Source organism: Psychrobacter sp. AOP22-C1-C5, assembly GCF_052378885.1.
In the GTDB taxonomy this organism is placed as follows: Bacteria; Pseudomonadota; Gammaproteobacteria; order Pseudomonadales; family Moraxellaceae; genus Psychrobacter.
In genome coordinates this window covers 250,488-275,078 of sequence record NZ_JBQSYC010000003.1, presented here as the reverse complement: position 1 = coordinate 275,078, position 24,591 = coordinate 250,488, and the positions used below count along the sequence as shown (strand labels likewise).

Below are 24,591 nucleotides of genomic sequence, written 5' to 3'. Positions count from 1 at the left end.
AGCGCGCGATGCAGCATTAAAGGCTGCAGCCCAGCGACCACCTTATGATGCAAGCGCGCTTGGTGACACCAGCACTCGTGATTTAGTACCTGCGATGCCCACGCATTTGTCAGCGCCAGGCGTCAATCTGGGTGCTTATATCAATACCGTCCATCAAATTCCAATTTTGACACCTGTACAAGAGCAAGAACTCGCTCATCGCTACTATGATGAAGGCGATGTGGAAGCGGCGCGTCTGCTTGTCATGTCGCACCTACGATTTGTGATTCACATTGCTCGCAGTTATTCGGGCTATGGTTTGCCGCAAGCGGATTTGATTCAAGAAGGCAACTTGGGACTAATGAAAGCGGTAAAACGTTTTGATCCGAACAAAGGAGTACGTTTGGTGTCCTTTGCTGTCCATTGGATTAAAGCTGAGATTCATGAGTTCGTCATTCGTAACTGGCGTATTGTCAAAGTTGCGACGACCAAGGCGCATCGCAAACTGTTCTTTAATTTGCGTAGTCTCAAAAAGACTAACAACCAGCTAACGTTAGAAGAAGCGGATGCAATTGCTGCTGACTTAAATGTTACGCGCAAGCAAGTGCTCGAGATGGAGTCTCGCTTGACGTCTTATGATGCTTCGTTCGAAGCACAGTCTAGCGATGATGACGATGGCCGTTACGCGCCTCAGCTGTTTTTAGAGGACGGCATTGATCCAGCTGAGCAGTTAGAAGAAGCGGATTGGGAAGAGAATAACTCATCAGCCCTACTAGCCGCCATGGGCACTTTGGACGATCGCTCACGTGATATCGTCGAGCAGCGCTGGCTTTCTGAGCAAAAATCTACCTTGCATGAGCTGGCAGCCGTTTACTCTATCTCAGCTGAGCGCGTACGACAGATTGAAAAAAACGCAATGGATAAAATTCGTGATGCTATGACCATTGATAGTGTGATTTTGCCAGATGACCTTCAATAGCAATGATAATCTGAAATAGCAATTGATAACAGTCAGTTGCTAGCTATTTACTCACTGTGTAACCCCTATTCTACTTTCACTAATTGCTAGGTTATCAATCGCCTTTACACCATATGAGTTTTACCATGTTAAATTGGATAGGTATTGCGGCCATCAATCTGGCTATCGCCGTCGCTTTAGGCGCGTTTGGTGCCCATGGTCTCAAAGCCATGGTCAGCACTCAGCAGCTCGAATGGTGGCATACGGCAACCCTTTACTTGTTTGTACATGCGCTCGGCTTACTATTGGTAGGTTTATTAATTCGACTCAATTATGCTACCCAAACCACGGCGTGGCTTTTGCAAATTGGTATTGTTATATTTGCTGGTAGCCTATATGCGATGACGCTTGGTGCACCGCGCTGGTTTGGCGCTATTACACCCATCGGCGGTGTGCTGATGATTGGCGGCTGGCTCTGGCTTGCCGTATCGACTTTTCGCTTGAGTCATTCAAGCCCTTAATATCCAATTACTTAAGCAGCCAATTGATTAGATATAAGGCTAAATTAATGATAATTATGAGTTACCAACAAGGACTACCAAATTATTAAGGAGCATATTTCATGAGTGACATTAGCGTGAACGGTAAACACTTACAAACGACCCATCAAACTGTGCAAATGGTCATCAATGAGCTTGGTCTTAGTCAAGGTCGTTATGCCGTAGAAGTCGACGGAGAACTGGTGCCAAAGAGTGAGCTTGCTCAATTACGTATCGTTGAAGGTATGAATATCGAGGTAGTGCAAGCGGTTGGCGGTGGCTAATGGTTAGTTTCAAATAAAAATTGGTTTTAAACACATTGGTGTAAAAAAGCATATAATAAAAAAGACCTCAACGTCTCGTACGTTTGAGGTCTTTTTTTATGTATTAAGGTTTGAAGCACTAACGTTAAACTATAAGGCTATTTGTACATTTATTATTCTATCAGCCAATATTTGTATAACGTTAAACGCCTCAAACCTCAATAAAGTTAAACAACCGATGCAACATCGTCAGTTGTAAGATCTTCGTAGCGATGATCTCGTCCTGCACCTTGAGTTTTCTTGCGCTCTTGGCGAGTTTTATACTTGCGTACTTGTCTATCGAGCTTGTCTGCCATCTCGTTAATGGCTTTATACATATCATCTTCACAGGCTTGGACAAACATTTCTTGACCTGAGACTCGCATAATTGCTTCAGCTTTATGGGTCTTTTGACCGCCATCATTCGCGCCGCTATTGTCTAACGATAAGATCACTTGAATACTTTGTATCTGATCAAAGTGTCGTTCTACTTTTACAAGCTTTTCACGAACTGCTGTGTCCATAGCTTCGGTAACACTGATATGGTGACCACTGATAGAAACATTCATATTATTGTCCTTTTGTTATTACTTGCATTGTTGCTTACAATCAACAGATGAATGAGCATTCTTGCTCTTATCACCCTGCCTTACCAACGACTACCCAATCATTTTTAATAAAAAGCAGACGTATCCTTTTATCACTGCTTTCTTATTAATATACCTCTATACTTGAAAGTTCGTTGTTGGTATGGCTCTAATTTGTCATGAAACTCGAATAGTAGCAAGACAGTATATTGTAATTAAATGTAATAAGTAATGTTGTTTCCTCAATGTTTCTATATAATCAAAAAATTTTATTTTTTATATTTAGATAAACGTATTACTATCATCTGTTAAGCTTTACTGTTGTCGTTCATTTTATACATGTCAATATTTCTGTTTCCGCTGGGTAGATGAACCGATATTCATGGCTTCTCGGTATTTGGCCACTGTTCTTCTCGCGATATCGATACCCTCTGCTAATAAAAAGTCCTTTATACGGCTGTCTGACAATGGCTTTTTGGGATCTTCATCTGAGATCAGCTGTTTAATCATAGCGCTAATCGCGGTTGATGAGATATCGCCATCTGTACTGCTGACATGCGATGAAAAGAAATGCTTGAGCGAAAACAATCCTTGTGGCGTCAAAATAGTCTTACTGGTCGTCAGTCGTGAAACCGTGGATTCGTGCAACTCCACTTCTTCTGCAATCACTTTTAAGATAAGCGGCTGCATAGCAGTAGCACCATGCTGTAAAAACTCCTGCTGATAACGTACGATGCTGGTCGCCACCTTTAATAAGTTTTGATTGCGCTCTTCGATACTACGAATAAACAATCTCGCATCGGTGAGGTTCTCACGTAAGTATTGATTGTCAGGACTGTCATCGCCGCGTTTGACCAAATTGGCATACTCTTGATTGACTCGCAGCTTTGGTAAGGTGTCAGGATTAAGACGGACATGCCAGCCTTCATCCTGTGTCTCTATGTCTGAATGCACGTTGCTCTTATGACGACGAGCAGGGGTAACCAGCACATCAGGGATATCATAGCTGGGTGTCGGGCGAGCATAATCTGGTTGATTACTCTGAAACAGCAGTCCAGGTGACGGGTTTAAGGTGCGCAATAGCGTAAGGGCTGGTGTGATGTCGCTTGCGGCAAGTCCGGTGCGCTCAGTAAGGGCTTTGATATTGTTGCTGACTAGATGCTCACTTGCTGATAGTAACGCTTTGGCTTCTTTTAGATATTCAGTATCAGCGCTCAGTTTGGACAACTGAATGGCAAGGCATTCATTCAAATTGCGCGCACCCACACCCAGCGGATCGCAAGACTGAATGATACGGAGCACAGCCATCACTTCATCGTGCTCAACGCGCTCATCCCACTGATAAAAGCTTGCCATGGTATCGAAGCTCTGTAGCAGCTCGTCAATATCAAGCCGCACAAACCCCATATCATCCATAGAGTCCATTAGATAGGTCGCGATTAGCGTGTCCGCTTCTGAAAGCCGTTTAAAGTTTAACTGCCAGCGCACGTGATCCTGAATGGTAGCAGCAGTGCCACCTTGATAAGGGTCAAAGTCGTCGTCACTTTTATGGCTGGCTGAACTTGTGGCAGCCGTTGCATGGTTGCTGCCATCAAAGTCACTGTGGTCAAAATTATCACTGTCAAAATGACTGTCATCATCGCGATCGGTCACATAACTGTCCATCGCCCCATCATCAATACTCGTTTGCTGCAACTTATCTAAGCTATCCCTAAAGTCATCATCATATTCAGATGATGTATTGAATGTGTCAACGCCTGTGCTTTGGTTCCAACTATCAAGCGTCAAAGAATCATTTAGTCCCTCTGCCCTATCATCAATGCCGTATTCTTCTTCTTCCTCAATACGTTCTAATAACGGATTGCTATCCAGCTTGGCCTGTACCTCTTGCGCAAGCTCAAGACTTGAGAGCTGCAACAATTTAATGGCCTGCTGCATCTGCGGGGTCAGTTTTTGTGAGGTACTTAGCGTGGTCGCCAATCCGAACGACATACTCATAAGTGACTTATTACACTCCGGTGATGATATTGGATACACGTAGTCAGTTAAGGGCATTTAACCTTATCAGGACACGACGATAGCATTTTTTACCGCAATTTTGCTATGATAATTTATATTCGGCGCAGATACGCTTGTGATTTGCCCTCTACAAAACTTTATTAATTGGTGTATTTTGCCATCCATCAAGCAAGCATTCCTATAAAAGTTTACCCACAATTTTAAAAATTTATAAGAAGTGTCACAAGATAGAAAACGCAAAAATATTCAAACCCATTGAGCCAGTCTTAACCTTAACTGAGAATCTTATTATGAATGACAAAGCCGATATGCCCCAATTTACCACCGCTGCCATTCAAATGAACAGTCAGCAAGACATAGACAAAAACTTAGCAGATATAGAAGCGGCGATTATCAATGCCCGTACGCAAGGCGCTAAGCTTGCGGTTTTACCAGAAAATTGCTGTAGCATGGGCGAGCAATTTGCTACCGCCGAGCGCTTCGATGACTTATCAGCAACGATAGCAGGCTATGCAAACACGCATGGCATTCATGTCCTTGTAGGCTCACTTCCCTGTCCTTATCGCCCTGATGGTATGAGCGTGCCTAATGACAGATTGCGACAAGTTAGTCAGCTATTTGCTCCTGATGGCACGCGGGTTGCGCGCTATGACAAGATCCATTTATTCACAGCGACAGTGGCAGATAAGCAAGGCAATTATAATGAAGCGGCGACTTTTGAGCCGGGCACGCAAACTGTGGTGGCACCGATTGAAACGGATGATGCAGTGTATCAGCTGGGGATGATGGTATGCTTTGACTTGCGCTTTCCAGCATTGGCACAGCGTTTGCGGCAAGCAGGGGCAGATATATTGAGCGCGCCTTCTGCCTTTACCTATCTAACAGGTCAGGCCCATTGGTCACTCTTACTGCGCGCACGTGCATTGGACAGTCAATGTATGGTGATTGGCGCAGCGCAAGGCGGCGATCATGTGTATAAAGACGGCAACATCCGTCAGACATGGGGACACACAGCGATTACCGCTTATGATGGTACAGTTATCAATAGCTATGATGACAGTACGCTCAATAACACAGCTGCCAGCGAAACAGACAAAAATTACGCACTTGTCATGGCATCATTAGACAGGCAATTTCAAAAGCAAGGTCGCCAAAAAATGCCCATTTTTGACTGTCATCGTTTGGCGTAAGATATGATTAGCTCTAAAAAAGAAAGAACGACTATTGTAACGAGCGATTAAAATAAGGTTTAGCGTTTAAAGAGCGTCGCTCTCACTCTGCGCGTGAGTCGCTCGCGGATGAGCACGGTCATAGACTTGCGTCAATTTAGCAAAATCGACATGCGTATAAATTTGCGTGGTACTGATGTCGCTATGCCCGAGCATTTCTTGCACGGCGCGCAAGTCACCACTGCCTGAGAGCATGTGGGACGCAAAACAATGGCGCAGTAGATGCGGATACAGGTTTTGCGCGATGCCTGCGCGGGTCGCAGCCACCTTTAAGCGCTGTTGCACTGCGCGGGTGGATAAACGTGTGCCCAGTTTTTCACTGATAAAAAGCGCTCGGTCTTGCTGCTCTACCCACAAATCACGGTGCGGTAGATAGCGCCTAATTGCCTCTGCCGCTTTCGCTCCCAATGGCACCAAGCGCGTCTTGTTTCCTTTACCCGTCACTCGCACCCGCAAGTCTGACAAGTCCACATCTGTCATATCCAGCGCGACCAGCTCCCCAACCCGCAAGCCACTGCTATAAAGCAATTCAAACATAGCTTTATCACGCAACCATAAGCGAGCCTGTTCTGGTGTATCAGGTATAGCCTGATCAAGAAGCTGTGTCAATAAATCCACATCTGCAATAGACGGTAATGGTCTGGGACTACGCTTTAACTGATAGCCAGTCGTTGGGTTGATACGCGCTAAGCCCTCTTCAATCAACCAACCATAAAAATGGCGGATAGCGGATAGCTCTTGCTGCACGCTCGCCAGCGCCAGCTTATCCTCATCTAGACGCTGGCTAATATGTTGAGCCAACTGACGTTTGTCACAGCGCGTCCATGACAAGCGTTTACCACGCAAAAACAGCGCCAACTGGTTTAGTCCCGCAAAATACGCCGTCAAGGTGTGCTCTGAATGATTGCGCACAGACAAGGTGTTTAGCCAACGATGAACAGGCGATAGCAACTCTTGTAGCACATCATCCGACTCTACTGTGGCAGCAAGCTTAGCCGATAGCCATGATTTTGGCTCTATAGACTGACTGTCATTATCCACCGTACTATTAGACACAATCATATTAGAACAAACCTCAATGAGAGCGCACCCTTAGCTTTCTGGCCCAGGCTTGATGCCTGCTTGCGCCATCAAACCATCGGGACTAAACACACCTTCGTAGACAAACGCAGTTGGACCCGTCATCATGACCGAATATCCCGGCTGCCATTTGATAATCATACTCCCGCCATAGAGCTGCGCGCGCACATCTTCACCTTCATCCAACCAGCCTTCACGTATACCAACAGCAACGGCTGCACAAGCACCTGTTCCGCAAGCTTGTGTCTCACCAACACCGCGCTCATACACACGCAAGCGAATGTGACGCTGGTTCATCACTTGCATAAACCCAACATTGACACGATCTGGAAAAGCAGGATGCGATTCGATGGCTTTGCCCAACGTTTCAACTTCTGCGTCGAGTACATTATCAACTTTGATCACCGCGTGTGGATTACCCATATTGGCGACATAAAGTTGCACAGGTGTCCCATTTACATCCAAATGATAGGCATTTTGAATTTTAGTAGTAGCTCGTGGCGTAAATGGAATTTCGTCTGGCTCAAACTTCGGCTTACCCATATCGACCTCTACCCAACCATAACGGTCAGTGGTCAACGAGATAATACCACTTGCCGTCTCGACACGTAGGCGCTGCTTAAATGACAGTTTACGCGCTTGGACAAAACGTGCAAAGCAACGTGCACCATTGCCACACTGCTCAACCTCTGTGCCATCAGTATTAAAAATACGATAGCTAAAATCAACGTCAGGGCGCATCGGTGGCTCAACCACGAGCAGCTGATCAAAGCCAATGCCTAAATGACGATCTCCCAGCAACTGCACCAACTCCTTGGTTAACTCTAAGCGTTGGGTCACCAGATCAATGACCATAAAATCATTGCCCAGACCATGCATCTTAGTGAATTCTATTAGCATACCCTTGATATCCTATCCGATTTTTATGTATGCCTTATCTTAGCACGCTGTTAGTTACAATCATAATAATCACTGCTATCAAATGTCTAGTTATAGCAATCGCTGTATTGCGCGCAAAAATTAGGATCGACACTGCTAAACCCATTTTTTATTAAGGGACGCGCTTATCTTTACTATCCTTGCTACTCATGTTTTGGCAAAGATATTATCCCGTCAATTTTGGTCAAATCTTGCCATAAAAAAACCCATTGTCGGCATGACAATGGGTAGTTTTTATTCATAAATTCGGTGGTTTTTCACAACGCGATTTGAGCGGCTACTTGCTATTTGGCTTTGTCAAAGTTTAGCCCTGCCACAATATTTCGTCTGCGTATAACGCTTCAATAGTCTCGCGCTTACGAATCAGCTGATGATTCTCATCTGACACCATCACCTCGCTGGCACGCGGACGCGAATTGTAATTGCTACTCATGGCAAACCCGTAAGCACCAGCACCAGTGATTGCCAACGTATCCCCTTTAGCTAAGGACAAGAGACGGTCTTTAGCCAAAAAATCACCCGTCTCACAAATTGCGCCAACGATATCCCATGCTTTTGTACCATCGGTATCGTTACCATTGTTAGGTAATACGCTTGGAATCACTGCCATTTCTGCCTGATACAATGCAGGACGAATCAAGTCATTCATCGCGGCATCGACGATGGCGAAGTTCTTGTGCTCAGTGGGTTTTAGCACGTCGACTTGGGTCAGTAGAATACCCGCATTGGCGACAATACTGCGACCCGGCTCAAAAAACACGGTTAAGCCAAGCTCACTTAATTTTGGTAATAGCGCACTCGCAAACTCATCAATAGATACGGGCGTCTCATCGATATAACGCACACCCAAACCGCCGCCCAAATCAATGTGGCGCAGCTCAATCCCCTTATCACGCAAGCTATGTATCAATTCAATCACTTTGTCTAACGCTGCGACAAACGGCTCGACCTCAGTCAACTGCGAGCCAATATGACAATCAATGCCAACGATATCAATATGAGATAAATCTGCTGCTTGCTGATAGACCGCGAGCGCATCTTCATGGGTAATACCGAATTTATTGTCTTTTAGACCAGTCGAGATGTACGGATGCGTTTTGGCATCGACGTTTGGATTGACACGTAATGAGATGGGCGCAGGCTTATCGAGTGTCTTTGCCACCTCGTTGATTAGAGCCAATTCACTAATCGACTCAACGTTAAAGCAGCCGATACCTTGAGTAAGTGCATACTCAATATCGCCATAAGTCTTGCCAACGCCTGAAAACACCACGCGTGACGCTGCACCGCCTGCAGCCAGTACGCGCATCAGCTCACCGCGTGAGACAATATCGAATCCTGCACCTGCTTGTGCCAATACACCAAGTACGGCCAAATTAGAATTGGCCTTTACTGCATAGCATATCTGATGATTGAGACTGGCAAAGCTATCGGTATACGCTTGATACACGTCTAATATCGCCTGTTTTGAGTAAACATAACATGGCGTACCGTACTGTTTGACCAACGCATCAACGCTGACTTGCTCCATATGTAGCGCATCATTACGATAATGCAGCGCTGGCAAGTGAGCGGTTAAGGCTTGAGGGTCGACATACAACCCTTGCTCAGTTTGGGTGGATACGGATTCAACAGTAACGGATTCGCCAGTTGGTAACTCAGAATGACTCATATAAACATCTCTAATTTAATCAAGGTATCAAGTTCGAAAATAAAGCATGGGAATAATTACTAATAGTCGTTGGGATCGCTACTAGGTTCTGGCAGTTCTAAATCGCCTGGTTGTTGCGCATTGTCATCGTTGATACCAGAAAAGGCAGCATCTTGTGGATGGCTGGTACTCTCTAACATATCCGTGCTACTTTGAACCGTTTGGCTATCCGCGTCTACCAAATACAAATCGCCTTTTTGTCCGCAGCCTGACAGACCTAACATCACAGCACTACTGATAATGAGCGTGGAGATGGCGCGGCGACTGGCACTAGCGGCGCTAGCAACAGTGGCGTACTTGGTTTTTGAAGCGCGACGAATAGTAAGCATATAGTAGGTAACCTGATGATGGTGTAAGTATGTTAAAAAAACATGCGATATAGCTGTTTTGAATAATAGCATTATTACATAAAGCGGTGCGCCTACTGAACACTGCTGACCAATAAATTTAGCAAAGGCAATATCCCAGTCTTGCCAAGGTTGATACATCGATGTGAGAAACGATAGTGACTCATCTTTATTTATAGTAGTCATAGTCGAACAGCTGTGTGGCTTCGTTTAGAAAAATTTTCTTACAATTTTTATTGACGACCATTTTTTGCGTTTTCCGCTGATAAGCCCTAGCCACAATCGGTGCACAGTTGTAATCGAAGCGGCGCTATCTTGGGCGTCAATCCTCATAGTTATCGTGGTATGCCCACAAAAATATGTTACATTATGGTCAGCTTTGTGGCTGTCGTAAGGCGCTAGTATGCTCCTTAACCGGTATTGGTCGGTAATGCCAGCCCAAGCAAGATCAAAATCAGCAATATACTTGCACCGCTTATATCAGCAGGGATGGGGCTGGTTTTTATTTATCTAACCGGTATTCATAAATTATGAATCCACTTATAAAATATAATCTAAGGATAGAGTATGAGCGCCAGCCTAACCACCACTTTTGATGACAAAAATACTGAAACATCAACCCTGACCAACCCTACCTTAGTCCTCAACTGTGGTTCTTCTTCCATCAAATACGCGCTGATTAGCGATGACAATGCCACTCGCATCACAGGTCTTGCCGAAAACTTAGGACTCGATACCGCTCGTATCAAACACACCACGCTAAATGGCGAGAAGCTTGAAATTTCTATCCCAGGCGGCCGTCATAAGCTCGCCCTACAAAAAATTCTTGAGTTGTTAGAGCAATATCATTTTATCGCGGTTGGTCATCGCGTGGTACATGGCGGCCGTGAGTACTCAGAAGCCGTTCGAGTCGACGATCACGTGCTTGATGAAGTAAAACGCCTAAAAGTATTGGCTCCGCTACACAATCCGGCAAACGCCTTGGGTATTGAAGCAGTTCAAGCCATTTATCCTGATATCCCGCAGGTCGTCGTGTTTGATACCGCCTTTCACCAAACCATGCCACCAGTCGCCTTTCGCTACCCCCTACCAAAAAACCTGTACGAAGAACACAAGATCCGCCGTTATGGCTTCCACGGTACGTCTCATGCCTACGTTTCAGAGCGAGCAACTGAAATCACGGACGCGAGCGGCACACATGGCTGGCTGACGGCGCATTTGGGTAATGGTTGCTCAGCGACTGCCGTGTATGATGGTAAGAGTCTCGATACCAGCATGGGTTTGACACCGCTTGAGGGCCTTATGATGGGTACGCGCAGTGGTGATGTTGATCCAAGCCTACATATCCATCTAAAGCGCCAGCTTGGTATGAGCTTAGAAGACATCGATACCATGCTCAATAAGGAAAGCGGCTTACTTGGTATTTCTGGCTTATCTAATGACTTGCGTACCATCGAACAAGCCGCCAGTGAAGGTCATAAAGAAGCCGAGCTTGCTATCGAGATGTTCTGTTACCGCGTTGGTAAATATCTTGCCAGCTTGAGCTGTGCATTGCCTGAATTGACGGGTATCGTCTTTACTGGTGGTATTGGTGAAAACTCTGTTACCACGCGTGCTCGTATTTTGGAAGTGATGCGTCATTTCGGTATCAAAGTGGATGCGGACAAAAACGCAAACTTGGTCAGAGGTAACGAAGGCAGCTTCCATGGCGAAGATAGTAGTCTTGAGCTGTGGGTCATCCCAACCGATGAAGAAGGCCGTATCGCGCAAGAAACGCGTGAAGCTTTAGGCTTGGTCTAAGCGCAACGGATTTTCGTCGTTTTCCACTGCTTTTGAAGTCTCGTACTTCTTATCAATCAAGTATAAGAAGTGCAATGTTTTACTCATTTCAGCAAGGATGAATTGAGCCTTAAAAATATAATAAACCGTAGGATACATTATGCAAACGATTTTACTTGTTCCCATCAGCCGCGGTATCGGTGTCACGTCAGCTGCGCTCGGATTGATCCGTGCCTTTGACTACAATGGTATCAAAGCCGGCTTTATGAAGCCTTTTTTACAAGACGACACCTTAGATAAGCAGCGTAGTTTGGACAGCTCAAGCGCCTTGGCTATGCATGCTTTTGGTCTAACGCCGCCCAAATCCATCAGTCGTCAACGCGTTGAGCGTATGATTGGTGATGGCAACCTTGATGACCTGATGGAAGAAGTGGTCGTCAATTATCATACTATCGGTGAGGGTCATGATGTCATCATCTGTGAGGGACTGGTACCGACCACTGAGACGTCTTATGCCTCACAAATCAACCGTGCCATTGCTCATGCATTGGATGCCAAAATTATCTTTGTTAGTACCGCTGATACCAGCAAACCTGCCTATTTGGCGGACAAACTTGACGTTCACGCTCGTGAGTTTGGTGGTATTGCCACAGCTCGTACGCTAGGCGTGATCTTGATGCGGGTTCAAGATGTACCCAATACTTTTGAGACCCAACCTGTGGCACCGGGTGAAGCCGTCGTCAGCTTGGATGACTCGTTCATGCAGGAGATGCAACGTCTGTCCCCGCATTTTGATACAGACGCCTTTCGTTTAATTGGTGTCGTACCTTTTAGCGACTCGCTATCCGTACCTCGTACTTGGGATATTGCCACTGAGCTGGATGCCGAATGGCTCAATGTGGGCGAGGCCAAAACGCGTCGTATCAGCCGTATTAGTTTGACGGCGCGGTCCGTTGCACGCGTTGATGAAGTGTTCAAACGCGGCACATTGATCGTCGTTCCTGGTGATCGTGATGACTTGCTACTCGCTGCTGGATTGGCCTGCATCAATGGTATTCCGCTGGCAGGTTTAGTCTTAACTGGCGGCGTTAAGCCAAGTGCGACAGTCGCTGAGCTGTGGCAATCCGCACTCAAAACAGGCATCCCTGTCATGAGTGTCGGAAGCGACAGTTACGAGACCGTACAAAGCTTGGTACATATGAGTGCTGAGATTCCAAGAGATGACACAGAACGTGCTGAAGAAGTGGCGCGTTATGTGGCTGCCCACTTAAACTTAGACTGGATCAAAGAGTATTTCAGTCGCGATTATGAGCGCCGTTTGTCTCCTTCTGCCTTCCGTCATCAAGTGGTCAAAAAAGCGCAAAATGCCAAGAAACGCATCGTGTTACCAGAAGGCTCTGAACCGCGTACAGTCGAAGCCGCCTGTATCTGCCAAAGCCGCGGTATCGCCAACTGTGTACTGCTCGCAAAACGTAGTGAAGTGGAACAAGTTGCCAAAAACCGTGACTTAATCATTCCAGACGGTCTAGAAATCATCGACCCTGATAGCCTGGATATGAGCAAATATATCGCTGCCGTCGTTGAGCGCCGTAAGGGCAAAACCAGCGAAGACGTCGCAGCTGAATATTTAAAAGACACCGTGTATTTGGGTACGACCATGCTGCAAATGGACGAAGTCGATGGCTTGGTCTCTGGTGCAATTCATACCACTGCCAACACCGTGCGCCCAGCGTTTCAGTTGATTAAGACCGCACCGCAGTACTCTTTGGTATCGTCTGTCTTCTTTATGCTGTTGCCTGAGCAAGTAGTTGTCTATGGTGACTGTGCCATCAACCCTGACCCAACGGCAGAAGAGTTAGCCGAGATTGCCATTCAATCGGCGCAATCTGCCGCCGCCTTCGGTATTGATCCAAAAGTTGCGATGATTAGCTACTCTACTGGCTCATCGGGCGCAGGCGCAGATGTCGAAAAAGTCACGCGTGCGACCCAAATCGTTCGTGAGCGCGCGCCCGACCTAAAGGTCGATGGCCCGCTACAGTATGACGCGGCCTCAGTCATGAGCGTTGGTAAACAAAAAGCGCCTGACTCTCCGGTTGCGGGACAAGCCAATGTCTTCATCTTCCCAGATCTCAACACGGGTAACACCACTTATAAAGCAGTGCAACGTAGTGCCAACGTCGTCAGTGTTGGGCCGATGCTACAAGGCTTGAATAAGCCAGTAAATGACTTGTCACGTGGCGCACTGGTCGATGATATTATCTATACCATCGCACTCACAGCCATCCAAGCTTATAGCGATGAAATTTAATTACTATAGTTAAATTGCTGTCTGGTCAATGATAAATAAGAGTGATGCATAGCATAACGCTGTTCTACTGAGATGAATTTTCTCGCTGGCTGTTCGCAAGCGTGACAGAGGCTTCGAAAAATCCATCTCAGTGGCGTCTTATCACTTTTAACCTTGTCACTTTTAACCTTATCAGACTAATTAAAAACTAGGCTTGATATTACCGACTGTCGTCATGATGGTCGGTTTTTTATTGATTGTTTTTCATGACTTGCGAGGGCTTTTGATGACAGGTGCCCACTCACCCTCTACAATAGTCCTTTTCACCCTACTCTTTGTCCACTTATTTATGCCAAATAATGCCATTGCGCCTCACGACCTAAAAGCTGCACCAGCCATCCGCGCATATCTTGGTGGCTCATTTGACCCCGTGCATAAAGGTCATTTGCAAATGGCAATGGTCGTCTATCAACATTTATTACCGATAGCGGAGCAGCAACAACGCGATCTGCATGTGTCATTATTGCCAAACGCTCGCTCACCCTTTAAAACGCGCAGTACCGATCCCGAACATCGCTTATCGATGCTAAAACTTGCGACACAAAATACGCCGCTACAGATCGATGAGCTTGAGCTGTGGCAAGCGCCACCTGTCTATACTATCGATAGTGTGCGCACATTAAGACAGCGCTACCCCAATGACAGTCTGATATTTATCATGGGTATGGATAGCGCGCGTAGTTTGGGTCAATGGAAGGATGGACTCAAACTGACGGATTATGTCAATCTTTGGATTTTTAGTCGTCATGGCATGAATAGCATATCTGACACTTATAACGATTTGAGAGCAGATATCCTGGTTGAGGAAGATTTAACGAAGCAGAATACGTTTGCGCTACAGGCTCAGCTACCTATGCCGTTGCAAAAGTTAATCGTCAGTTCACCGACGGCATTGCTCTTACCCACTTCTCGAACACTGACCGATAGCAACGCCTTGAAAAGTGCCAATAAAGGCCATATTTACATAGACCATTGCCCCGTAGTAGCGGTGTCGAGTACTCAAATACGCCAACAGTTACAGTCAACGAAAAACTGGTCGAATATAATGCCTTCGACAAAAACTCAAATTACCTCTGTAACGCCAATAAATGCTATCATTAGCAATACTACATCCAATTCATTCGCTAAATGGCTAAATCCTGCTGTTTATCACTATATTATTGCCCATCAGCTATATTCTGCTGCTCAATTCCGTTAAAATCGCCTTATCTATGTCATTTTATCCTTTTTGTCTTTATACGTGACTGGCGATATCCGGTCAGTTAGACAATTCAGATTGATGCTTTACCTTTTTATTTTATATATTTACGATTCAAGAGATTAAAATTTATGACCAATACCATGACCGAAGAACGCTTAACAGTGTGCTTAAACCTTGTCCAAAGCGCGCTAGAAGATATGAAAGCTAAGAACATCACTGTATTAAATGTAGAAGACTTGACTGACGTCACGGAACGCATCGTTATCGCTGACGGTACCTCAAAGCGCCATGTGCGCGCGATGGCTGACAGTGTCGGCGCTGAAGCCAAGCAAGGCGGCTTTATGCCACTTGGCCGTGAAGGCGGGATTGACTCTGACTGGACGTTGATCGATTTGGGCGCTGTTGTCGTCCATATGATGACGCCACAAGCGCGCGAGTTCTATGACCTAGAAGGCCTATGGTCATCACCTGAGCAGTTGGCTGAGCTGGTTGCTACCCCGCGCGAAAAGAAAACCGCAGGTCGTCGCAACAAAAACAAATAAGACTATTGAGTGCGATGCACGTATAGACTTGCAACGCATAAAATCAAAAGACCAGATACCCATTCTGGTCTTTTTTTATGTCTGAATGTTGATAAATATGCGCGGTATAAATAAGCTGAAAGCTGTCCATGATTGCGATAAGATAAGGGCAATCATTACATTGTAAAGTCGATTCTAAATAAAACCGATACATGATATTCCAACGCTGAACTGGTATAAGTTTTTCTGGTTTGCTGTGCTTTCGCAGACAAAGGCGGCGAAACTTCTCGTTTAAAGATAAGCATTTCAGTTCCGCTGACTCATTTTTATATTGAACTCACTACATTTGCCTAAAAAATGACCCGCCATTAGGAAACCCAATGAGCATAAAACCCGCCGAAACAGCCATACAAAAACACGTCGAACCTACCTTCAATACTGCCCTGCCACTTCACATCGCCAATTTGACCTGCGTGCGTGCTGGCAAAGCGATGCCGTTCACTCGTGAGCAAATGAGCGCCATTGACAAAGCGCCGATCAAAGCCCCTGTCGCTGTCAACTTCATGGGTTTGACCACCGATGAGCAAGCCGAGCGTAAGCATCATGGCGGCGCCTTAAAAGCAGTGCATCAATTACCCATCGCGACTTATGACAAGATCAACGCAGAATTTGGTTTAAAAGTGCGCGTCGGTACATTGGGCGAAAATCTCACCACCGAAGCGGTCAATGGTATGCCTGAAATGGACGAGTCTACCGTTTGTATTGGTGATGTCTATCATTATGGGCAGTATGATTTCGACCAAGTGGCAGACAGTGACAGTGTGCAGCTGCGTATCGTCCAACCGCGTCGTCCGTGCTACAAGATCAATGATCAAATTGGACAATTCACTAAAGTGCCCAATATTGCAGCTTGGGTCAGTAAACAAGGTATCTCGGGTTGGTACTTTGAAGTGGTGCGTGACGGATTAATCGATGCCGATTTACCTGTGTATTTGATTGAACGTCCCTATCCGTTTGCCACGCTTGAGACACTGTGGCAACTGGCGAATAGTAAAGAAAAGTTTGATGCTAACATCATTGAGCCGTGGCTTAAGATTGATTGTTTGGAGGACAGTTGGAAAAAGGTGTTGGCTAAGAAGGTTCTTTAAAGCGATTCAATATTTTAAGTGAGTAAGAGATGGGTAAGTATGAAATAGACTGGTATGCGGATATTATCCCAGGCAAAAGTATTGCTAGTTTAGAAATTTCAAAATATAGCCATCAAGATATAAAAGCTATTTTAAGAAAATCAGATAATAATACTTTTCATATCAGAGATAATGGTGACAGTTTCGATATTTATAGTAGTGATAAAGTCGATGCTGTTGATACGGATTTGTTAATGAAGTTATCTTTCAATGAACAAATGATATTGGACTGTATCATAGTTTATATCACAAGAAAGCCAAGTCAGTATCAAGGTAAGATATATGGAAAATACGGTCTTGGAGACAAATTAAAGCATGTCTCTGAGTTTGGTGTACTTGAAAGAAGTACAACGGGTGAAGAATTTTTTTTAATCAATGATGAAAATAAGTGTGGTCTGGATGTTGCAAACGGTCTTGATGTTTCTCTACAAGAAGACCCAAACCAAAACATAGCTATAATTAAAGTTCATGAATTTTTTTAAATAAACGTACGTCACTATAGATTAGTGCATTTTCAATTAATATCTTAGTACTCCCACACAGAGCATTTAATGACAAAAAATATTATATCGACGGCATTGGCCTGTGGATTAGCACTTTCTTTGGTTGGTTGCGTGACAACGGCTCCGCAAGTAGCAACGACCAAAAGCTATATCGTAGATAGCGACACCTACCAAGCGACTGGCAAAAGCCAGCGCATCAAATTCATCGTCCTGCATTATACGGTCTCGGATAATGAGCGTTCGATAAAGACACTGACCACGGGCAACGTGAGTGCGCATTACCTTATCTTGTCCAATGAAGACGATAAAATCTATAACCTCGTACCAGAAAGCGAGCGAGCGTGGCACGCAGGCGATGGTGGGTTTTCAGGTAGAACCATCTTAAATGATACGTCTATCGGCATCGAGATCGTCAATGCAGGTATCAACCCTGACTATCGAGATGCTCTTAAAAACGGCACGCTCGCCTACCACCCATACGAACATTATGTCGGATTTGACGAATTACAGATCAAAAAAGTCGCCCAACTGGTGCAAGACATTGCAACGCGCTACGACATCTCACCAAAAAATATCATTGGTCACTCAGACATGGCACCGTCACGCAAGATAGACCCCGGTGCGAAATTCCCTTGGGAGCGCTTATACAAAGATTACGGTATCGGCGCTTGGTATGACGAGGCGGACAAGCAAGAATTTATGAATCGTCGTACCTTGGTCGCGCCAAGTGTGCAGGAGATCAAGCAGGAATTCCGAAAATACGGCTATCAGATCAATAATAGCGATGAGTGGGACAAAGCAAGCCGTGATGTGATCTATGCGTTTCAATTGCATTTCAGACCGCAGCAGCCAACGGGTGTGATGGATAGCGAGACCTATGCGATATTGCAGGCACTAAATATGAAATATGCGGGCCGAGATGATTTTTATTAACCTATAAAATATTAGGAGAAATAAACCATGAGCAATTTTCAAAAAGATGAGCAAGATGAGCTGCAAAAACACCTAGAAGAAAAAGCTAAGCAAGAGCAAGAGTTACAAAAAGAAAAAGAGTCGCAATCACTCTCAGCTTATGACGCGTGTGTGCTCAAGGAAAGCGCGAAGATTCATGAGTTGGTGGCTAAGGCGCAAGGTGAGACTCCTGATAGCTCGAAGAATGAATAGCCATCTACCCGTCAATACCTTCTGTAGTCAACGCTGAATGAAACAGATGCATTATATAAATGCACTAGACTGGTATAAATTTTACTTGCTTGCTGTGCCTACGCCGACAGAGGCTGCGAAAAATTTATACCAGTCTATCTGTATCCCTTTTATAGCGACCTAACTATATCATTGGCATGGTGATTGGCGTCCCTCTTTATCTTGTATTTTATGCTTTCATTAATAAGACATTGCTTGCGCATAATTTCCTTTAATCGCATCACACTTTACGCAAAAGTATCTATATCAAAGCAAGTTTACAGCTACTCAACATAGGATTTTTGTCGGGGCTACTTATTGCGATGAGCTAATGATAAAATTAGCGCTTACGGGATTATAGATAGCATCACTGCTTGCACCATATCGTTGGTTTGACTCAAAGATAAGATGAGGCGTGGCGTTGATCGTTTGTTCCCATTAGCCGTCCTAATATCTGCACTACTAATATCTACATCATCAATGCAGACTCTAATAATATTGAAAAAGGAATACTTATGTATCAAGCCTTTCAAAAACATCTACAACAAGAAATCAGCGACATACGCGAAGCAGGATTATATAAAAACGAGCGTATTATCACCTCACCGCAAAATGCCATGATTAAAATCACTGATGGCCGTGAGATGCTTAATTTCTGTGCCAATAACTACCTTGGCTTGTCTGACCATCCTGAGATTAAAAAAGCGGCTATCAGTGCCATTGAAAACTCAGGATATGGTATGTCATCGGTACGTTTTATTTGTGGTACGCAAGATTTGCACAAGCAATTAGAGGCGTCGATTTCTAAGTTTTTTAATACCGAAGATACGATTCTGTATGCAGCCTGTTTCGATGCCAATGGCGGTGCCTTTGAGCCACTGCTGACCAGCGAAGATGCCATTATTTCTGATTCGTTAAACCATGCCTCAATCATCGATGGTGTGCGCCTGTGTAAAGCCGCGCGTTATCGCTATGCCAATGCGGATATGCAAGATTTAGAGACGCAATTGCAAGCGGCGCAAGCACAGCGTTTTCGTTTGATAGTGACCGATGGTGTGTTTTCCATGGATGGTAACGTAGCACCAATGGATGAGATCTATGCGCTCGCACAAAAATATGATGCCATGGTGATGATTGATGAGTCGCATTCAGCAGGTGTCGTCGGTCACACAGGTGGCGGCGTCACTGAATTGTTTGATCTACGCGGTGATGTTGAGCTGATCACGGGTACGTTAGGCAAGGCATTTGGCGGTGCGATTGGCGGCTTTACCACAGGTAAAAAAGAGATCATTGAGATGCTCCGTCAACGCTCACGCCCATATCTGTTTTCCAACTCCATTCCTCCTATGGTGGCTGCCGCCGGGGTAAAAGCGTTTGAGATGCTGTCGCAAGACAATACGCTACAAGACAAACTGCATGAAAATACCGGCTATTTTGTTAAGCAAATGCAAGATGCAGGCTTCGATATCAAGCCCACCGAATCGGCCATTTGTGCAGTGATGCTTTATGACGCCAATGTCTCGCAACAAATGGCCGACGCACTGCTTGAAGAAGGCATTTATGTGATTGGCTTCTTCTATCCTGTCGTACCCAAAAATGAGGCTCGTATTCGTGTGCAGCTCTCTGCTGCCCATACGCGCGAGCAGCTCGATCAGTGTATCGCCGCCTTTATTAAAGTCGCCAAGCAAATGAAGGTGATTGATTAAGCGCCGTTCGGTATTTATCTAGATTTAACAATAAAATGCAACGTACAGAAATAAGAGAAAAATATGAAAGCACTGGTGAAAGCTCATGCAAAAAAAGGCATATGGATGCAAGACATGCCAGAGCCGACAGTCGGTATTAATGACGTTAAAATAAAAATTAAAAAAACCGCCATTTGTGGGACAGATTTGCACATTTATAAGTGGGATGAATGGTCACAAAACACCATCAAGACGCCAATGATTATCGGACATGAATATGTCGGTGTCATTAGTGAAATGGGCGATGGCGTCAAGCATCTTGAAGTGGGCGACCGCGTCACAGGCGAAGGCCATATCGCTTGTGGACATTGCCGTAACTGCCGCCGTGGTAAGCTGCATGTGTGCGAAAACACCATAGGCGTGGGCGTTGACCGCGATGGCGCGTTTGCCGAATATTTGGTGATACCTGCCGATAATGTCATCAAACTCGATGAGCGTATCAGCGATGAGATGGCGGCCATTATGGACCCCTTTGGTAATGCTACTCATACTGCCTTATCCTTCCCTGTACTCGGTGAAGATGTACTAATTACGGGTGCAGGTCTGATTGGGTCAATGGCAACGGCGATTTGCCGCTTTGCAGGAGCACGTAATATTGTGGTCAGCGATATTAGCGATTATCGTCTGGAGCTTGCCAAAAAAATGGGCGCGACGATGACCATCAACCCAGCCAAAGGTGAAACCATCGAAGGCGCTATCGAGGAGCTAAAAATGCATGGCTTTGACATTGGGCTTGAGATGTCAGGCTCGCCTCAGGCCTTTGATTCGATGATTAGTAATATGTATAACGGCTCTAAAATTGCTCTGTTGGGCATTTTACCGAACACCACCACGGTGGATTGGAGCAAGATTATTTTTAAAGCGTTAACCCTAAAAGGTATTTATGGCCGTGAGATGTGGGAGACGTGGTATCAGATGGAGCAAATGCTGATTAGCGGTATTGATCTGTCGCCAATCATCACCCATCGCATGCACATTGATGACTTCCAAGAAGGCTTTGATATCATGGAAAGTGGGCAATGCGGTAAGGTGATTTTAAGCTGGGATTGATTTTGGTGATTCGTGATTAACTTTTAAATTGTCATAACTCATAAAACGGCGCTGATTTCAGTGCCGTTTTTTTTGGATATTAAAGAGTGATGAGATTCATGAGGTGTTTGCTGAGGTTCAAAAAGAAAATCAAGTACGTTCAAAGAATTAGTAATTAGCTACTTTCGATTTAATTGAAAGTTTACAATATTGATTTTAACACTTTAATTTAGAATAAATATTGTTCAATACATTAGACAAAAGAATAAACAAACTACCAAGCTTGCATTTTGAATAGTCTACCCTCTCTTCCGTCATCATGTAGAGTCAAAACAATCTCCTCCTGAGTAAAGGGGATTTCATTAAATCCCGAAATTTCAGAGCTAATTGATGTAATAATGATTTGTATCCCCAAGTCACTATATTTTCGGAAAATCTCTAATAGAAGCTTCCTTTTTCTATCGTCAAGAATTTCAAGCGCGCCATCAATGTATAAAAACTTAGGGTAATTTTTATCTAGATATGCACGAGCAACCGCTAAATCAAAAGCAATACATAAAAATTTACCATAAGTATTACCATCTCCTTCACTAGTATTATTACCTTGAATATCTTGGTAAGTTGCTTCAAACTCAAAATTACCTTGCTTATTGAGATAAACAGTTATTTCACCTTCTTTATTAAAGACTTTAGATATAATTTCATTAAAATAAATACGGACGTTTGAAAATATGCTATTTTGCGATTCATTAATTTCCGTTAGATTGATACTCATATCGTCTTGAATAGCTATGAGCTCATTTTCTAAATCTCGTTTATCCTTAGTTAGAGCTTGGATTTTATCGATATTTTCTTTCTGTTTTTCTAAGAAAGCAATATCTGCTTGAATTCTTGCTATTTCTTTGTTAGATTCTTTAAACTTTTTAACTAATTCTGTTTCAGATAAGAATCCTAAACTTTCAGATCGTTTAATATTTAAATAGGTTAGACGCTCTTTAGTATTTATCAGTTCTAACTGTAACTCTGCTTGTTCTTCCCTTAAGAACCTCTGCCTCTCTTTGGTAATTTCCTTATTAAAATCTATTAACTGGTTAAAGTCTTTACTAACTTCTTTTGGAAATAATATATTTGCTTCTTCGAAAAGCTTTTCTACCTCTATAGTATCAAACTTTATACTGGTAGTAGCAAGTGACTCATTTATACGATTTATATTATTTTTAACACTATATTCTTGCATATTGAGATCAGAAATTTCATTATCTATACTATCGACTAATTTTTCAATTTTTTCTTGGTCAATCTCATCAAAATTAAAATCATCAATAAATGTTTGCAATGTCGTTAGCTCTTTTTGACGTAATAAGAGCCTACTATCAATTTTACTAAGCTCTCTAGTTACGTTATCCATATCAGATAATGAACTTGCTGAAATTTGAGCTTTTAACTTATCAATTTTCGCTAACTTTTCATAATGTTGCTTTGCTAAGCTTCCATCAAAACCTAACAAATCAGCCATATAAGGCTTCCAATTTGAATCTTTGCCGCGCTCTTTGTTTAGTTTAAACACATTTATAAAATCATTTTGGGTTCTTACTAGATACCCAATTATTTTTCTATAAGGATACTGGTTCAATATGTCAAAATCAAACCAACTTTCAAGTAATGTTCTGGCATTGTCTATTGCAACATCACTATGCTCCCACAACTTGTTATCTAATAAAGAAAAATCCTGATGTTTCTTACTATGTTTTTTAAAGAATATTTTCGTATTATCTTTCACACTACGTTTTATAGTGAGATAAGAACCATCTGTAAACTTAAGCTCTAAGAGGAAAACAAAGCTCTCAAACTTCTCTTCATGTTTAAACAAGAACTGTTTTGGATTTCGTTTAGCTAAAAACATAAAATCTAAGAGTTTAGCCAATGTAGTTTTACCAAGGTTATGAGTATCTAGCTCATAATTTTCGGGATGCCTAATATCACCATACACAACGTTAAACCCCTCATTAAAAATGATAGGTTTGAAAATATCTTCGTTGTTGCTGTATAGTTTAGATAGCTTCATTAATTTTTCTCAATATATTCGATTGAATCAGTTTTTACTCTATATTCAATTAAACCAAGCAGAAAAAGAAAGTTTAGAGAAGGCATGAATAAAAACTCTCCACTAGTAACCTTACTTTTTATCAGTTGGTACAAATCAGAATAACTAACTACTCGTTTTTTACGCAGTTCTTTTAGCATAATAAAACTAGTATAAATAACAGTTTTATCAGGGTGATCGTGTTTTGAAGGTTTAATCATCGTTTGATTTCCCTATATCACAATTATAGTACATATAGAAAACCAATATTCGAGTTAACCTTTTATTTGTTCTCAGAATATGATCTCTATCAATTAATAAATTTACTAATTCATTAAAAACTTCGTCAAAAAACTCTAAATCCCTTTGACGAGGAATGATAAATGTATGCTGAAATTCCTCGATAGCATTTTGATACAAATCTTGTAATTTCGTATTTTGAGGATTATTTAAAAAATCTTGAACCTGAAAAGTATAACTCATATAGCTTTTTCGCAATGCCTTGGCAAATTCATCACTCATATTGTTTAGTTGATTTTTTTCTGCATAGCTAGTTCTACTAACAGGGGCAAAATCTTTATTTTTAACACTACTGTTAAAAGCCTTTGCAAAGTGAGGTATTATTTCCGCTAACTCATCAGGTCGTATTCTAGGGGACATTGTCAACGGTGATAGCCTCAACATACTAACTATATGGCTATATTGACTCAGCCATCCATTTAGATCATTGATACCATAGACACCGACATTTTCAATATCTAATCCTATATTGTCACATATATATTTTTTTATTCGTGGCTCAGCACCACCTGTTAACTTTCTATTTGCAAAAAGTATGTAGTTATTAAGTTGACCTGTATCTACAAGTTTCTTTATTTTAACTACTTCTTCGCTAAGGGTAGCGCTGTTAGAATCTTCACTGAAAAAACCTGAATCAAGAAAATGTTGATTCATACTAGATGTATGTTTAGCTTGAATGATTGTTATGCCTGTCCAAGGCTTATTTCTACTAGGATAATCATTTGCTGTACCTACAAACTTTCCGTCACGTCCACCATCGGGACCTGCCGCGAAACCTTGAGTTGCTTTACCTAAGAGCTCTTTACAGATTTGAACTGTAAGACTTTCAAAATCCAATTCGTTCATGTCTTGATATTGGTACATATTAGCTCTTATTTTAATGCCTATTTATCTATTATAGTCTAGTAGCGCTAATTTTTCTCTATCAACTTTTTAAATGATTAGTTATCTTAAGAACTATGCCACCCACCAATTAACAATACATAATGTATCTCAAACTACGAATAATACTCGTAAGGACATA

23 protein-coding genes are annotated in these 24,591 nt (G+C 43.3%); 14 read left to right on the top strand and 9 right to left on the bottom strand.

The annotated features are described in order from the left end of the window. Positions 1-94: 94 nt before the first annotated feature. The 3 genes from rpoH (at position 95) to thiS (ending at position 1,760) form a co-directional block, all read left to right on the top strand. Positions 95-958: an RNA polymerase sigma factor RpoH gene (gene rpoH / locus ACT3TH_RS05945; protein WP_444755118.1), complete on the top strand. Its 864-nt coding sequence runs from the start codon at positions 95-97 to the stop codon at positions 956-958. A 125-nt stretch (positions 959-1,083) separates the two neighbouring features. Beyond that, positions 1,084-1,458: a DUF423 domain-containing protein gene (locus tag ACT3TH_RS05940; protein ID WP_444754929.1), complete on the top strand. Its 375-nt coding sequence runs from the start codon at positions 1,084-1,086 to the stop codon at positions 1,456-1,458. A gap of 101 nt (positions 1,459-1,559) precedes the next feature. Further along, on the top strand, positions 1,560-1,760 hold the full coding sequence (gene thiS / locus ACT3TH_RS05935) for a sulfur carrier protein ThiS (RefSeq protein ID WP_444754928.1): 201 nt from the start codon (positions 1,560-1,562) through the stop codon (positions 1,758-1,760). Between the two features lie 206 nt (positions 1,761-1,966). Here thiS and hpf read toward each other — a convergent pair whose 3' ends face one another. Both hpf and rpoN read right to left on the bottom strand, forming a co-directional pair. Continuing rightward, a complete protein-coding gene (gene hpf, locus ACT3TH_RS05930) occupies positions 1,967-2,347 on the bottom strand; it encodes a ribosome hibernation-promoting factor, HPF/YfiA family (protein ID WP_444754927.1) in 381 nt (126 codons plus the stop codon). 360 nt (positions 2,348-2,707) lie between these two features. After that, positions 2,708-4,363, bottom strand: coding sequence for an RNA polymerase factor sigma-54 (gene rpoN / locus ACT3TH_RS05925; protein WP_444754926.1), 1,656 nt, complete (start codon positions 4,361-4,363; stop codon positions 2,708-2,710). Positions 4,364-4,692: 329 nt separating this feature from the next. Here rpoN and ACT3TH_RS05920 point away from each other — a divergent pair, with 329 nt between their 5' ends. Then, a complete protein-coding gene (locus tag ACT3TH_RS05920) occupies positions 4,693-5,574 on the top strand; it encodes a nitrilase-related carbon-nitrogen hydrolase (RefSeq protein ID WP_444754925.1) in 882 nt (293 codons plus the stop codon). Between the two features lie 66 nt (positions 5,575-5,640). Here ACT3TH_RS05920 and ACT3TH_RS05915 read toward each other — a convergent pair whose 3' ends face one another. The 4 genes from ACT3TH_RS05915 to lptM all read right to left on the bottom strand — a co-directional run bounded on the left by ACT3TH_RS05915 (position 5,641) and on the right by lptM (position 9,876). Further along, positions 5,641-6,675, bottom strand: a complete 1,035-nt coding sequence (locus ACT3TH_RS05915; protein WP_444754924.1) for a tyrosine recombinase XerC — start codon at positions 6,673-6,675, stop codon at positions 5,641-5,643. Between the two features lie 30 nt (positions 6,676-6,705). Next, positions 6,706-7,593, bottom strand: a complete 888-nt coding sequence (gene dapF, locus ACT3TH_RS05910) for a diaminopimelate epimerase (RefSeq protein WP_444754923.1) — start codon at positions 7,591-7,593, stop codon at positions 6,706-6,708. A 343-nt stretch (positions 7,594-7,936) separates the two neighbouring features. Next, the gene (gene lysA / locus ACT3TH_RS05905; protein ID WP_444754922.1) at positions 7,937-9,304 is read right to left on the bottom strand and encodes a diaminopimelate decarboxylase; all 1,368 of its coding nucleotides are present in this window, start codon (positions 9,302-9,304) and stop codon (positions 7,937-7,939) included. Between the two features lie 59 nt (positions 9,305-9,363). Beyond that, positions 9,364-9,876: an LPS translocon maturation chaperone LptM gene (gene lptM / locus ACT3TH_RS05900; RefSeq protein WP_444754921.1), complete on the bottom strand. Its 513-nt coding sequence runs from the start codon at positions 9,874-9,876 to the stop codon at positions 9,364-9,366. A gap of 381 nt (positions 9,877-10,257) precedes the next feature. Between lptM and ACT3TH_RS05895 the strand changes: the two genes are divergently transcribed. The 10 genes from ACT3TH_RS05895 to tdh all read left to right on the top strand — a co-directional run bounded on the left by ACT3TH_RS05895 (position 10,258) and on the right by tdh (position 21,205). Beyond that, positions 10,258-11,490 (top strand): acetate/propionate family kinase, encoded by a 1,233-nt coding sequence (locus tag ACT3TH_RS05895; protein ID WP_444754920.1) that lies wholly within the window; start codon positions 10,258-10,260, stop codon positions 11,488-11,490. Between the two features lie 139 nt (positions 11,491-11,629). After that, entirely contained in the window at positions 11,630-13,777 is a 2,148-nt protein-coding gene (gene pta / locus ACT3TH_RS05890; protein ID WP_444754919.1) for a phosphate acetyltransferase, read from the top strand. A gap of 214 nt (positions 13,778-13,991) precedes the next feature. Continuing rightward, positions 13,992-15,014: a nicotinate (nicotinamide) nucleotide adenylyltransferase gene (nadD, locus tag ACT3TH_RS05885; protein ID WP_444754918.1), complete on the top strand. Its 1,023-nt coding sequence runs from the start codon at positions 13,992-13,994 to the stop codon at positions 15,012-15,014. Positions 15,015-15,145: 131 nt separating this feature from the next. Then, positions 15,146-15,559: a ribosome silencing factor gene (gene rsfS, locus ACT3TH_RS05880; protein WP_444754917.1), complete on the top strand. Its 414-nt coding sequence runs from the start codon at positions 15,146-15,148 to the stop codon at positions 15,557-15,559. A gap of 359 nt (positions 15,560-15,918) precedes the next feature. Then, positions 15,919-16,686 (top strand): MOSC domain-containing protein, encoded by a 768-nt coding sequence (locus ACT3TH_RS05875; RefSeq protein WP_444754916.1) that lies wholly within the window; start codon positions 15,919-15,921, stop codon positions 16,684-16,686. A gap of 29 nt (positions 16,687-16,715) precedes the next feature. After that, positions 16,716-17,207, top strand: a complete 492-nt coding sequence (locus tag ACT3TH_RS05870) for a hypothetical protein (RefSeq protein ID WP_444754915.1) — start codon at positions 16,716-16,718, stop codon at positions 17,205-17,207. A 69-nt stretch (positions 17,208-17,276) separates the two neighbouring features. Beyond that, positions 17,277-18,161: an N-acetylmuramoyl-L-alanine amidase gene (locus ACT3TH_RS05865; RefSeq protein ID WP_444754914.1), complete on the top strand. Its 885-nt coding sequence runs from the start codon at positions 17,277-17,279 to the stop codon at positions 18,159-18,161. A gap of 27 nt (positions 18,162-18,188) precedes the next feature. Continuing rightward, complete coding sequence (locus ACT3TH_RS05860; protein WP_444754913.1) at positions 18,189-18,392, top strand: hypothetical protein; 204 nt, start codon at positions 18,189-18,191, stop codon at positions 18,390-18,392. A gap of 533 nt (positions 18,393-18,925) precedes the next feature. Beyond that, positions 18,926-20,116, top strand: a complete 1,191-nt coding sequence (gene kbl, locus ACT3TH_RS05855; protein ID WP_444754912.1) for a glycine C-acetyltransferase — start codon at positions 18,926-18,928, stop codon at positions 20,114-20,116. 63 nt (positions 20,117-20,179) lie between these two features. Beyond that, complete coding sequence (tdh, locus tag ACT3TH_RS05850) at positions 20,180-21,205, top strand: L-threonine 3-dehydrogenase (RefSeq protein ID WP_444754911.1); 1,026 nt, start codon at positions 20,180-20,182, stop codon at positions 21,203-21,205. 253 nt (positions 21,206-21,458) lie between these two features. On the opposite strand, the gene ACT3TH_RS05845 is transcribed toward tdh, so the two are convergent. Genes ACT3TH_RS05845 through ACT3TH_RS05835 form a run of 3 tightly spaced genes read right to left on the bottom strand, consistent with a single transcriptional unit; the run spans position 21,459 to position 24,431 of the window. Then, positions 21,459-23,249, bottom strand: a complete 1,791-nt coding sequence (locus tag ACT3TH_RS05845; protein ID WP_444754910.1) for a hypothetical protein — start codon at positions 23,247-23,249, stop codon at positions 21,459-21,461. Continuing rightward, a complete protein-coding gene (locus ACT3TH_RS05840) occupies positions 23,249-23,488 on the bottom strand; it encodes an ABC-three component system middle component 8 (protein ID WP_444754909.1) in 240 nt (79 codons plus the stop codon). The genes ACT3TH_RS05845 and ACT3TH_RS05840 overlap by 1 nt, the downstream gene beginning before the upstream one ends. Then, positions 23,481-24,431 carry an ABC-three component system protein gene (locus ACT3TH_RS05835; RefSeq protein WP_444754908.1) on the bottom strand — a complete coding sequence of 317 codons (951 nt, stop codon included), beginning with the start codon at positions 24,429-24,431 and terminating at the stop codon, positions 23,481-23,483. The genes ACT3TH_RS05840 and ACT3TH_RS05835 overlap by 8 nt, the downstream gene beginning before the upstream one ends. Positions 24,432-24,591 lie beyond the last annotated feature (160 nt).